14 protein-coding genes are annotated in these 10,829 nt (G+C 46.8%); 7 read left to right on the plus strand and 7 right to left on the minus strand.

Annotated features, from left to right (window positions below; translation table 11 throughout):
- The first annotated feature begins 1 nt into the window (after window position 1).
- From ACFPFU_RS17340 to ACFPFU_RS17365, 6 genes are all read left to right on the plus strand, one after another.
- Entirely contained in the window at window positions 2–673 is a 672-nt protein-coding gene (locus tag ACFPFU_RS17340) for an ABC transporter ATP-binding protein (RefSeq protein WP_377066362.1), read from the plus strand.
- A gap of 145 nt (window positions 674–818) precedes the next feature.
- Entirely contained in the window at window positions 819–1,268 is a 450-nt protein-coding gene (locus ACFPFU_RS17345; protein ID WP_377066364.1) for a VOC family protein, read from the plus strand.
- Window positions 1,269–1,421: 153 nt separating this feature from the next.
- Window positions 1,422–1,823: a DoxX family protein gene (locus tag ACFPFU_RS17350; protein WP_377066365.1), complete on the plus strand. Its 402-nt coding sequence runs from the start codon at window positions 1,422–1,424 to the stop codon at window positions 1,821–1,823.
- Between the two features lie 319 nt (window positions 1,824–2,142).
- On the plus strand, window positions 2,143–3,561 hold the full coding sequence (locus tag ACFPFU_RS17355; RefSeq protein WP_377066367.1) for an MATE family efflux transporter: 1,419 nt from the start codon (window positions 2,143–2,145) through the stop codon (window positions 3,559–3,561).
- 89 nt (window positions 3,562–3,650) lie between these two features.
- On the plus strand, window positions 3,651–4,232 hold the full coding sequence (locus ACFPFU_RS17360; protein ID WP_377066369.1) for a Crp/Fnr family transcriptional regulator: 582 nt from the start codon (window positions 3,651–3,653) through the stop codon (window positions 4,230–4,232).
- Window positions 4,233–4,389: 157 nt separating this feature from the next.
- Entirely contained in the window at window positions 4,390–4,836 is a 447-nt protein-coding gene (locus ACFPFU_RS17365; protein ID WP_377066371.1) for a carboxymuconolactone decarboxylase family protein, read from the plus strand.
- Window positions 4,837–4,896: 60 nt separating this feature from the next.
- Here the strand turns inward: ACFPFU_RS17365 and ACFPFU_RS17370 are convergent, their stop codons facing one another.
- Window positions 4,897–5,268 (minus strand): DoxX family protein, encoded by a 372-nt coding sequence (locus tag ACFPFU_RS17370; RefSeq protein WP_377066373.1) that lies wholly within the window; start codon window positions 5,266–5,268, stop codon window positions 4,897–4,899.
- 106 nt (window positions 5,269–5,374) lie between these two features.
- Here ACFPFU_RS17370 and ACFPFU_RS17375 point away from each other — a divergent pair, with 106 nt between their 5' ends.
- Entirely contained in the window at window positions 5,375–5,761 is a 387-nt protein-coding gene (locus ACFPFU_RS17375; protein WP_377066375.1) for a winged helix-turn-helix transcriptional regulator, read from the plus strand.
- A gap of 157 nt (window positions 5,762–5,918) precedes the next feature.
- Here ACFPFU_RS17375 and ACFPFU_RS17380 read toward each other — a convergent pair whose 3' ends face one another.
- From ACFPFU_RS17380 to ACFPFU_RS17405, 6 genes are all read right to left on the minus strand, one after another.
- Window positions 5,919–6,749, minus strand: a complete 831-nt coding sequence (locus ACFPFU_RS17380) for an alpha/beta fold hydrolase (protein ID WP_377066377.1) — start codon at window positions 6,747–6,749, stop codon at window positions 5,919–5,921.
- Window positions 6,750–6,796: 47 nt separating this feature from the next.
- Window positions 6,797–7,387 (minus strand): TetR/AcrR family transcriptional regulator, encoded by a 591-nt coding sequence (locus tag ACFPFU_RS17385; protein WP_377066379.1) that lies wholly within the window; start codon window positions 7,385–7,387, stop codon window positions 6,797–6,799.
- 384 nt (window positions 7,388–7,771) lie between these two features.
- On the minus strand, window positions 7,772–8,398 hold the full coding sequence (locus ACFPFU_RS17390) for a hypothetical protein (RefSeq protein WP_377066381.1): 627 nt from the start codon (window positions 8,396–8,398) through the stop codon (window positions 7,772–7,774).
- 225 nt (window positions 8,399–8,623) lie between these two features.
- Complete coding sequence (locus tag ACFPFU_RS17395; protein WP_377066383.1) at window positions 8,624–9,415, minus strand: phytanoyl-CoA dioxygenase family protein; 792 nt, start codon at window positions 9,413–9,415, stop codon at window positions 8,624–8,626.
- Window positions 9,416–9,426: 11 nt separating this feature from the next.
- Window positions 9,427–9,657: a hypothetical protein gene (locus ACFPFU_RS17400; RefSeq protein WP_377066385.1), complete on the minus strand. Its 231-nt coding sequence runs from the start codon at window positions 9,655–9,657 to the stop codon at window positions 9,427–9,429.
- Window positions 9,650–10,759 carry an ATP-binding cassette domain-containing protein gene (locus tag ACFPFU_RS17405; protein ID WP_377066387.1) on the minus strand — a complete coding sequence of 370 codons (1,110 nt, stop codon included), beginning with the start codon at window positions 10,757–10,759 and terminating at the stop codon, window positions 9,650–9,652. The genes ACFPFU_RS17400 and ACFPFU_RS17405 overlap by 8 nt, the downstream gene beginning before the upstream one ends.
- Window positions 10,760–10,829 lie beyond the last annotated feature (70 nt).

A 10,829-nucleotide genomic window follows, 5' to 3' on the forward strand; every position in this document is an offset into this window, starting at 1 on the left:
CATGCAAGTTTTGGAAATCAAAAATATCAACAAGTACTTCCATTCTCCCAAGCCCTTCCATGTATTGAAGGACATCAGTTTCAGCTTGGAGAAAGGAAAATTCATCTCCATTACCGGAAAATCAGGAAGCGGAAAGTCCACCCTGCTTTACCTGCTTTCCACCATGGATACAGACTTCCAGGGCAGCATCAAAATCGACGGAAAGGAAATGAAGGGCAAAAGCAACCGCTGGCTGGCCGGCTTCCGTAATGAACACATCGGTTTTGTCTTTCAGTTTCATTATTTGCTGCCTGAGTTCTCTTCTTTGATGAACATCATGCTTCCCGCTTTGAAAGCAGCGAAATACAGCAGGGAAGAGACCGAGCACAGGGCTTATGAATTGTTAAAACTATTGGGGGTAGCGGATCAGGCGCAAAAACGGGCCTCCCTCCTGTCGGGGGGGCAGCAGCAGCGGGTTGCCATAGCCAGGGCATTGATCAATGACCCCTTGATCATCATGGGAGATGAGCCTACCGGAAACTTAGACAGTCACAACACAGGCCTGGTCTTTGACTTGTTTCAGCAATTGTCCCAGGAAAACGGCCAAACCATACTCACCGTCACGCATGATGATGAGTTTGCCGACAAATCAGATCAAATCATCCATTTGGTAGACGGAACCATAGAAAAGTAAGGTTTGTTGTAAAGCCTTGTCGCAGTCAGCCCCCAACTTTGTCGTTTTCACACAATATCCGGCGTGCGTATATCCAATAGATTTGCATACACACTCAGTGATCATATTTCTTGATTCTATACATAAACCTTAAACCAATATCATCATGGCAAGAGTTAGCACTTACCTGAACTTCCCCCGCAACACGGAAGAAGCTTTCAACTTTTACAAATCCGTCTTTGGCACCCAATTTTTTGGCGAAATCATGCGTATGGGCGATGTGCCTCCTATGGAAGGAGTTCCCGCCTGTGCAGACAGTGACAAAAACCTGGTAATGCATGTGGAACTACCCATTCTTGGGGGCCACACATTGATGGGAACAGACGCGCCCGAATCCATGGGCTTCAACTTGAACTTTGGCGACAATGTCCATATCAACCTGGAGCCTGACACCAGAAAGGAAACCAAGAGGCTTTTTGACGCCCTCTCAGAAGGTGGCAAAGTGACCATGGAACTTCAGGACATGTTTTGGGGAGACTACTTCGGAAGCTGCGTGGACAAATTTGGCGTGAACTGGATGTTTAATTGTGGAGAAAAGGCAAAAACGACAAGCTGATCTTTGATCAATTGTATCAAGCGGCCGGATTGGCCCCGGACCCGGGAGGTTGACACGTAGGGATGTTTTGCCGCATCGCTTCGGGCCATTCCTGGTCACTGGTATTATCCATGGACAATAACTTCAATTCTTCTTCACTTTCTGTAACACAAAATGACGATTGCACAAAAAACATCGAAAAAACAAAACCGGATAGGGTGGACCATGAGTGGACTGGTGATCCTATTCATGTTGATGGACAGTATCTTCAAATTCATCCAGCCGGTGGAAGTCGTGGAGGGGACAGTGGAGCTCGGTTATGGAGAACATCATATCATGACCATCGGCACATTAGGACTGCTATCGATCGTTATGTATGCTCTTCCCCGCACATCAATCTTGGGGGCCATATTATTGACTGCCTATTTCGGAGGGGCAGTTGCCACCCATGTACGGCTTGACAATCCCCTTTTCACCCATACACTTTTTCCTGTTTACCTGGCCATATTGGCTTGGGGAGGGCTTTGGATGCGGGATGAAAGGTTAAGAAAATTCATACCTTTGCTGACAAAATGAAAAATGTGAACTAATTGCCTTTTTTTTGGATTTATTCAAATACCGCTTGAGTGAAATGAACTTTGGAAGGTTGTATTTGTCCATGCTTCCGCGGACGATCTGATTTATACCATCGGTGATGATCATCACATATAATCAGAAAAAAACAATCCACCAAAGTGATTTGTCCTTGTATCGGCACCGGTTATCCGTGGGAGCAAAAAACAAAACGGCAGTCACCGGATCCCTGTAGAATACCGGCGGGTTCCTCTGTACGGTGCAATGTATGGACAATTATCCTCAGTTTCTTTTTTTACATCTATCTTAACACAGAATAAAGATGAGCCAAAAAACAATCACACCGCAACGCCCCTCCGGCTCTATATGGCAGGAGCTCAAAAATGCGATCCGTGGGACTGAAGAGGATTATACAAAAATAGGATTGAGGAAGGCCATTTTTCTTTTGGCTGTCCCTATGATCCTTGAACTGGTCATGGAATCCACCTTTGCCGTGGCGGATATCTATTTTGTCGGCCGGTTAGGAGCGTCCGCGGTTGCGACTGTGGGACTGACGGAGACTTATTTGTTTCTGCTTTATTCCATCGCCATGGGGCTATCCACGGCGGTTACCGCCATCATTGCCCGCAGGATAGGGGAAAAGAAGAAGCAGGAAGCGGGTATCACGGCTATCCAGGCCATATTTCTTGGGCTGTTGGCATCCCTGCCTTTTGCTGTGGGGGGAATTTTTTATTCCAAAGAACTTCTGGCACTCATGGGAGCGGATGAGTGGAGCCTTACCCATGGAACAGGCTATGCCCAATGGATGCTTGGGGGCAATGCCGTGATCATGCTCCTATTCGTGATCAATGCCATCTACAGGGGAGCAGGCGATGCCGCCATAGCCATGCGGGTGCTTTGGCTGGCCAACGGGCTGAACATCATCCTGGACCCGCTCCTGATTTTCGGGTTTGGCCCCATCCCGGCTTTGGGCATAGAAGGGGCTGCCATCGCCACCAATATAGGCAGAGGAGCCGGCGTCCTCTATCAGCTGTATGTGTTATTCAGAGGAAGCAAGCATATCCGGGTAATATCATCCCAAATCACGTTGAAAAAAAGTGTGATGCTGAACATCGCCCGAACCTCTATGGGAGGGATAGGACAGATGATTGTGGCCATGACTTCCTGGATTTTCTTGATGCGGATCCTTGCGGATATTGGCAGCGAGGCAGTAGCCGGCGCCACCATTGCCTTACGCATCATGATGTTCACCATGATGCCTGCCTGGGGATTGTCCAATGCGGCTGCCACGCTGGTGGGACAAAACCTGGGGGCCGATCAGCCCGACCGGGCAGAATCCTCCATCTGGAAGATCGGCGTCTACAATATGGTGTTTATGCTCGGTGTATCTGTCATCTATTTCTTTTACAACGAACCCTTGATCAGGATTTTCTCCCAGGATCCCCGGGTAGTGGCCATCGGGGCTGAGTGGCTCCGCATCCTTTCCTATTCGTATTTCGTGTACGGATGGTGGATGGTAACGGTACAGGCCTTCAACGGTGCCGGCGACACCATGACCCCCACCAAAATCAACCTTGTCTTCTTTTGGTTGATACAGATTCCTTTGGCTTATTACCTTGCCATCACATGGGATTGGCAGCATTCCGGCGTTTTTTGGGCGGTCTTTTTGTCTGAGACATCCGTGGGACTGTTTACCATGTGGCTGTTCACCAGAGGCAAATGGAAAACCATGCAGGTATAAGTGGCTAAAGTTTATGGTATATCTTGAACTATAAATAGTTGGTAATTTGCGAAAAACTTCATATACGTTATTATTTTTCTTTTAACTCTATGGATCCTATTCAAATCCTTGTCCAACATATCCGTCAATTTATCCCCTTGGAAGATCCGGATGCCGAAAAAATCAAAAATCATTTCATCCCCCTGTCCAAGAAGAAAAAAACCTTTCTGCTAAAGGAAAGGCAAGTCTGTCATGCGCGCTATTTTGTAGCTAAAGGCTGTCTCCGTATGTTTTTTCTCAAAGAAAACGGTACGGAACAAATTACCCAATTCGCCATTGAGAACTGGTGGATAGCGGATTTTATGAGCCTTTCCAGGCAGCAGCCTTCCCATTTTTTTATACAAGCCATTGAAGACAGCGAGATCATACAACTTCGGGTCTCGTCTGAAGTCCCGCTGTTCCAGGCGGTTCCGTCAATGGAACGTTATTTTCGACAGGTAACGGAAAGGGCCTATGCGGCATCACAGTTCCGCATCAAATTTCTATATGACTTCTCCAGGGAAGAATTATTCCGGCATTTCATGGAGTCCTATCCTGAATTTGCCCAGAGGATCCCTCAGTACATGTTGGCCTCTTACCTGGGATTTACACCTGAATACCTCAGCGAAATCCGTAAAAGAAGCATTTCTTAAACCAGTTTAATTTTATTGTCCCAAGGGATACTGAATTTTGCCTCAAACAAAGCAGAAAAATACCATGAAACCGAGCATGACGAAAACGTCACAAACTGGGATGATTATAAAACATGCGAGATTCCATATGGCCTATTAAAAAAAAAATTATAATCATATGAAACAAAGGATCAGCATCAAAGACTTGGAACCCGCCGCATACAAAGCCATGTTTGGGCTTGAAAAGTACCTGGCCTCGACCAGCCTGGAAGCTAAACTGAAGCACCTGGTCAAAATCAGGGCTTCCCAGATCAACGGTTGTGCCTACTGCATCGAAATGCATTCGGAAGAAGCCCTGCAAAATGGGGAAGAGACCAAAAGGATCTTTGCCTTGGCTGCCTGGAAAGAATCCCCCCTGTTTTCCGAAGAAGAAAAGGCGGTACTGGCCATGACCGATGAAGTCAGCCTGATCGCCCAACAGGGACTAAGCGAACCGACCTACCAGATGGCCAAGCGATTTTTCAATGACAACCAAATCGCCCAATTGATCATGCAGATCGGTACCATCAACCTGTGGAACCGGATCGCGGTGTCCACCCACATGTTTCACAAAGAACCGGTATAACCTGGAAATAGACCTGACAGGTTTCAAAAACCTGCCAGGTCTTTCGGTTGAAGCGCTGTTTTAAGCCTTTGCTTCCCTGAGTTTATAACTGTACAGATAAGAAAACGCCAACACCAATAGAATAACCAGCGGCATCAACACTGCCCCAAGAGGATCTCCTATGCTGATATGGGCAATGGCAGCGGAGATAAAGGTAATGGCAAACCCCACATATGCCCATTCTTTTATTTTTGAAGGGACAGCAGGAATTACCAGTACAAGTGCCCCCAGCACTTTAGCGATACCCAGTTCTACCCTGAAATATCCTGGAAAGCCGATATGCTGGAAAGCTTCTATTAAGCTGGCATCGGTCAGGTAGCTGATGCCGCTAAAAAGCATCATGACACAGAGCACGACGGTGGTTGTCCAATAAATAATTTGTTTTGATCGCATAGATTTGTTGTTTGTTAAGAATGCAAACCTATCTATATTTGCTTTACATAACATATTACTATACTTTTATATAGCACTATACTATAGTATAGCAAACGAAAAAACCATGGATCAGCAAGAAACGAGAGACCACCATTGTGAAGAAATGGCCGAAAAGACGCCGGAAACGTGTGCCCGGATGATGTTGCCGGTAAAGGATGCGCTGGAAGTGCTCAGCGGCAAATGGAAACTGCCCATTATTGTCTCGTTGACATTGGGGACCAAGCGTTTCAGGCAGATAGCCCGGGATATCGGAGGGATCACAGACAAAATGCTTTCAAAAGAATTGAAAGAACTGGAGGAACATCAACTGATCAAACGGACGGTTCATGACACTTTCCCGCCAAAAGTCGAATATGAGATCACAGAACATGGCGAATCCCTAAGCGATATGATCAAGGAATTGCGCGAATGGGGGTTAAAGCACCGTGAGAGGATCATGGGAAATCCTTGACATGTCACCGGCAAGTCTATAACCTGTATTAGGGGCTTTCATAATGCCAATTCCTTTACTCTTCTGGAAACGAAAACATAATGTCTCACGGCGGGTATGGTCATAAAACAAATCCGGAACAAACTGGACATGAATCATTCAGCCTCACCTCTCTGTATTAAGCCAACAAATAAGCCTTTACTTCATCCACCACCTTTTCAGATCGGAGGTTGTGTCCCAGTCCCTTGGTGGTCATCAGCTCAGAGGTTTTCCATTCTTTGTGAAGTCTTTTGGCATACATGTAGGGAGCGTCCTTGTCTTCCTCGTCATGGACGATGAGACCGGGAACTTCCAGGTTTTTCACGAATTTCTCAGTTTCAAAATAGTTTACCGGCTTGCCTATCCTGTTGACAAAATGATCCTCAATGATGGACATGGTTTTGGGACTCAGCTTGAGTGTCTGTTGGTAGAAGTTCACAAAATCCCTCGCTTTGCCCGGCACACCCATCGCCACTACCTTTTTTATGGGCAAATTCGAATGGTGGCCCAGCGAATACAATAAAGACATCCCTCCCAAAGAATGGGCCACTGCCGCGTCAAAAGCTCCATGGTCTTTGACAAACTGTTGAATAAGTTCACTGTAATAAGGGACATTGATAAAATTTCCCTCACTCATCCCATGACCGGGGGCATCAAGCGCATATACCGTGAAAAGATCCAGGGGCAGGCTTGAAATATATTTCTTCCAGCGAAAAGAATGGCTTTGCCAACCATGCAAAAACAGTACCTTTTTCGGGCCATTACCCCAGCGATACAGCTGGACACGAAGTCCGTCGAAAGTAAACGGCTGCTGCTCTGCCGTCTGCAAAAATTCTAGCTGGTAGGGCTTGACCTTGGTCCTTATGGGGCGGCAGAAAAGTTCAAACCCAAACTCACCTGCCTTCCTGGGGGCAACCCATGTAATGGAATTCAAATAGAATCCCAAACTTTTTACAATCATGTTTTTCATACACTTCTTTTTTAGGTACCGATCGGTATCTTATTGGGCAAAAAAAATCATAGACTGATTTCGTCAATGATTTTGTATAAATGTTTGAGTACCGTTTCCATGTCTTTGTTGTTTCCCCTCAGCTTACTCATCATGATTCCCCCTTCAAGGGTAGCGATGAACAGCGAGGAATAATGATCGGCATCCGTTTCCGGTTTGATCTGACCATATTTTATCCCGTTTTTTATAATGGTCCAAAGCCCCTCCTGAAGCGTCTTCATCAAAGAAAATACCCCCGCCTTCAGTCCTGCTTTGGTGTCGTCCGACTCAATAGCGGCATTCAACATGGGACACCCTCCCTCAATAAACAGGCCTTCAACATGGTCTTCATAAAAGGCACATATGGCTTTCAACTTGTCCGGTGCATTGTCTTGTTCCTTCACCACTTTTTGAAGCCGCATCACGATTCCTTTGGCCAAATGGGCAAAGGTCTTTTCCTCCAAATCCTCCTTGTCCTGAAAATGCCTGTAGATAGCCCCTTTTGTCAGCCCGGTGGCTGTCGTAATATCACTGATCGAAGTGGCTTTATAACCCTGCACATTGAACAGCCGTGCCGACTGCTCCAATATTTTGATTCTGGTGCCCTCCGGATCTCTCATGCCCCAAAGATACCGATTGGTATCTAATTTTCCAAAACATTGTTGGTCAAATTCTTCAGTATCATGTTAAGTGTAAATTGACGGAAATCTTAACGATTTTTTTATCCACTAATGCCGAACCAAGTTCCCCGAAACCAGTTCGGGGCAGGCTGAGGCAGACTGGGTCAGGTCTATGCTAATTCACTAATTACATGGAAAGAATCACCCAATTGAACGGCTTTTCAATTAAACTACCCCCTCTTCCTTCGTGCTGATCCCCCGAATCCCGTTGACCGGGTCCGGGGCAATTCGCGGACACATTGGAAACCAATGGGAGCGATCGGAAACCGGACATTTCATACTTGACTTGACACCCAGCATGATGACAGATCTACAAGCAGGTTTTTATAATTCCTTTCTGATAAATAGCCCCAGATTATTGGTGAAGTCCCATATGGCGCCCTTCTGGCCCAAGGTAGCTCCCAAGCCAAACTGTATCCCCTGCGGGCTTTCCACACCCAGTCTCAACTGTTGGAAACTGTACTGGTGCCCTCTTTTGTCCACATTGGTTTCAAAAAGCAGCATGTGAAACCACTTCCACTTTTCATTGAGTTTCGGATTCCAGAAAACAAAGCCAAAGGCCCCCTGGCTCCAAATATCCTGGACACCTGAATACTGGAGATAGGGATAGGCAGCAAAGAAGAAATTACCATTGAAAAGCTGGTAAGCCACCGCAATCTGGGGCATGAATTCATTGAACGCAAATCTTCCCACACCGGAAAACCCCCAGTTTCTGTTTAATTTGTAAGTCACGGCCTGATAAATTTCATACTCGTTCTGACTTTGGTCCTGATAATCGACTGAGAAAAAGGTGAAGTTGAACAATTCAACCTTCTTTTTGGCATCCACGTCTTCAAACCAAAAGAAGGAAAATTCCGTGGCCTTGTGCCCGCCCATAAGGTCCACAGGAATTTGCGGAAAGGCGTCAAAAAAGACAAATAAGGCGGTAAAGATGGTGATGGTGAACTTCATGATTGTTTCATTTTTGGGTTGAAAACTTTATGGCACAAAAATGACCAATATGCGTTCAGATGTACTTTTGAAAAAGGCGGAAGTACCTTTCAAAAGTACGGAATATTAAAAATCAGAGGGCTTGTCCGGCCTTTCCGCTCGATTTTGTCATTCCGGACTGTCAATGATGATGTACCGGAAGCGTCATTGTGACCACAGCCGCAGGAAGGGTGAGGCAATCCGCCTCTACCCTTTCCGGTTTCCCGTTTTGCCAAGCGCCATCCTTATCGCCTTCTCCACCGGAGAATAATCTCCTGACCGTCGATACAGCTGAAATGGCCGGGAAGGATACAAGGGAGGCTGGGCCAGGAATCTGGGCCGGGTACCGCGATTGACCTGGGCCGCATGTACCAAAAACGGATGACAAAGGTAAACCGTTCCCGCAGGCCCGGTGGCCAGCACCTCCGGGAGTTTCTCCGTGCTTCCCAGGTCAAAAGAAGACAACCCCTCTTCCCCCGCGGGTGCAAGCATTCTTGCCACTTCCAAATGTGAACCCACCCGGATGCGGGTAGGCGCATCCAATTCTCCAACATCCGAAAACAAAAACAGCATCAGCAAAGCCCTGCCCTTGGAATGGATATTGACTTTCCAGGTGATAAAATCGTTGGGATCGGAATCCGCGCCCTGAAAACTGGCATCCACATGCCAGCCTGTATCTCCGGTATCCTCCTTTGAAGGAAAACGAACGGGGAAAGTTCCCAGGCTGTACCTTGGTTCCCACCTCCCCTTTCCCACCAGTTGGTCAAAGGCCGTGTGTAAAACCGGGGTGTTGACTGCTTGGACAAAAGGCCCTTCCGAAAAGGCCCAGAGCCAAATCACTCCCTTATTCCAAGTCGAAGGGTCATTCCTGTCACAGCCGGTAGCCTTCCACAATATGTCCCTGCATTGGCCCGCTAATTCTTCCGAAAAAGCCTTCTCGATTTTCACATACCCATCATGGATAAAATGACGGATTTGAGAATCAGTAAGTTGCTCCATTTTTTCAGATATTATTCTTCCAGTTCCTTGATGAAAATTCCATTTTTCCGGAGCAAATCCACTACCTGTTGGGCAATAAGGTGGTTGGACTCTACCCGTAATATCCGGTCACAATCCTCCAGGTCAAAGTTCCACCTGCCAGTGTCCTCTACCAGCCTATCCAGTAAGGGTTTTATTTTCAAAACGGTCTCCCAGGCCTCCACTGAAGTCCGGAACACTAAAATATTCTTACGTTTAAACATGGTTGTTGTCTGTGTTTTGGTGTAAAGTGATTGTTTTGTTAACACCTGCCTTTTCCAGAAAATGCAGGTCATGGGAAATGGCAATCAACGTCCCCTGATAGGCTGCCACTGCCTCTTCCAGGATTTTCAGGTTGTCAAGATCGATGTTGTTGGTAGGCTCATCCAAGATGATCACGTCAGGATGTTCCTGGGAGAGCGCCATACAGCAAAGCGTGAGTCTGAGCATTTCGCCTCCACTTAATACGGCACATTGCTTATTCCAACTTTCCTTCTCAAAGAGACAGTGGGTAAGGAAAGTCTTCAGTTCATGATCCAAAACCCCCTTCTTGTTCCAGCGTGCTGCCTGGTCCAAGACGGTCGCCGACCGGTCTATTTGCTGATAATCCTGGTCAATTACCAGGATTTTTCCTGTATAAACCTCCAATTTGCCGTGAGAGGGAGCAAGTTCCCCCATCAGCAGCCTGACAAACGTAGATTTACCGGAACCGTTATTACCTCCCAATGCTACCCTGTCCCCGCTGTAAATGGTACAATCCAACGGCGTTTTCCACAGGTATTCTCCAGCACCCTCGTACTTGAAATTGACCAGATTGGCTTTGAAAAGGACTTTTCCCCGGTGCAAGAGGGAATCGCTTAGTCTGATCCTTATTTCCCTTGCCTGCTGTTCCCTGGCCCGGAGATCCTGCAGCTTGCGCTGCTCTCCCTTGAGCTTATCAAAGTGAACTTCCGTCAGTCTGGAAGCCGATCTTTCTGCATGGCTTTTCCTGGCATTGGCAAGGATTTTGGGCATAGAGCCGCTCCTTCCTTCTTTTTTCCCTCTGGCATTTGCCTTTGCCTTCCGTTGCTGTGTTTCCCTAAGCTTCAGCCGGAATTTTTTCAGGGAATGCTCCGCATGTTCGATGCGGCTGCGCAAGGCCTGCATTTCCTCTTCCTTCCGGGCCTCATAAAAGATATAGTCTCCACCATACTTTTTAAGACCCAATTCGGAAAGCTCATAAATGACCTCGCACCGATCCAGTAATTCCCTATCATGGCTGACGACCAGCGTCAGTTCGTCTAAAAACCTTCTTGTGGGTAGAATAATCTGCCTTAAACGCTTCATTTTGATTGATTTTAAGCTGCCAATCGAAAATTTCCTGAATCCCGGTCAAAAACTCCTGATTCGATTGCCG

The sequence above is a fragment of the Negadavirga shengliensis genome, assembly GCF_042652345.1.
GTDB classification, from domain to species: domain Bacteria; phylum Bacteroidota; class Bacteroidia; order Cytophagales; family Cyclobacteriaceae; genus Negadavirga; species Negadavirga shengliensis.

Excerpts from the sequence above, each read along its gene's own strand:
- ACFPFU_RS17340 (WP_377066362.1), top strand. The coding sequence starts at position 2 with ATGCAAGTTTTGGAAATCAAAAATATCAACAAGTACTTCCATTCTCCC.
- ACFPFU_RS17345 (WP_377066364.1), top strand. The coding sequence starts at position 819 with ATGGCAAGAGTTAGCACTTACCTGAACTTCCCCCGCAACACGGAAGAA.
- ACFPFU_RS17350 (WP_377066365.1), top strand. The coding sequence starts at position 1,422 with ATGACGATTGCACAAAAAACATCGAAAAAACAAAACCGGATAGGGTGG.
- ACFPFU_RS17355 (WP_377066367.1), top strand. The coding sequence starts at position 2,143 with ATGAGCCAAAAAACAATCACACCGCAACGCCCCTCCGGCTCTATATGG.
- ACFPFU_RS17360 (WP_377066369.1), top strand. The coding sequence starts at position 3,651 with ATGGATCCTATTCAAATCCTTGTCCAACATATCCGTCAATTTATCCCC.
- ACFPFU_RS17365 (WP_377066371.1), top strand. The coding sequence starts at position 4,390 with ATGAAACAAAGGATCAGCATCAAAGACTTGGAACCCGCCGCATACAAA.
- ACFPFU_RS17370 (WP_377066373.1), bottom strand. The coding sequence starts at position 5,268 with ATGCGATCAAAACAAATTATTTATTGGACAACCACCGTCGTGCTCTGT.
- ACFPFU_RS17375 (WP_377066375.1), top strand. The coding sequence starts at position 5,375 with ATGGATCAGCAAGAAACGAGAGACCACCATTGTGAAGAAATGGCCGAA.
- ACFPFU_RS17380 (WP_377066377.1), bottom strand. The coding sequence starts at position 6,749 with ATGAAAAACATGATTGTAAAAAGTTTGGGATTCTATTTGAATTCCATT.
- ACFPFU_RS17385 (WP_377066379.1), bottom strand. The coding sequence starts at position 7,387 with ATGAGAGATCCGGAGGGCACCAGAATCAAAATATTGGAGCAGTCGGCA.
- ACFPFU_RS17390 (WP_377066381.1), bottom strand. The coding sequence starts at position 8,398 with ATGAAGTTCACCATCACCATCTTTACCGCCTTATTTGTCTTTTTTGAC.
- ACFPFU_RS17395 (WP_377066383.1), bottom strand. The coding sequence starts at position 9,415 with ATGGAGCAACTTACTGATTCTCAAATCCGTCATTTTATCCATGATGGG.
- ACFPFU_RS17400 (WP_377066385.1), bottom strand. The coding sequence starts at position 9,657 with ATGTTTAAACGTAAGAATATTTTAGTGTTCCGGACTTCAGTGGAGGCC.
- ACFPFU_RS17405 (WP_377066387.1), bottom strand. The coding sequence starts at position 10,759 with ATGAAGCGTTTAAGGCAGATTATTCTACCCACAAGAAGGTTTTTAGAC.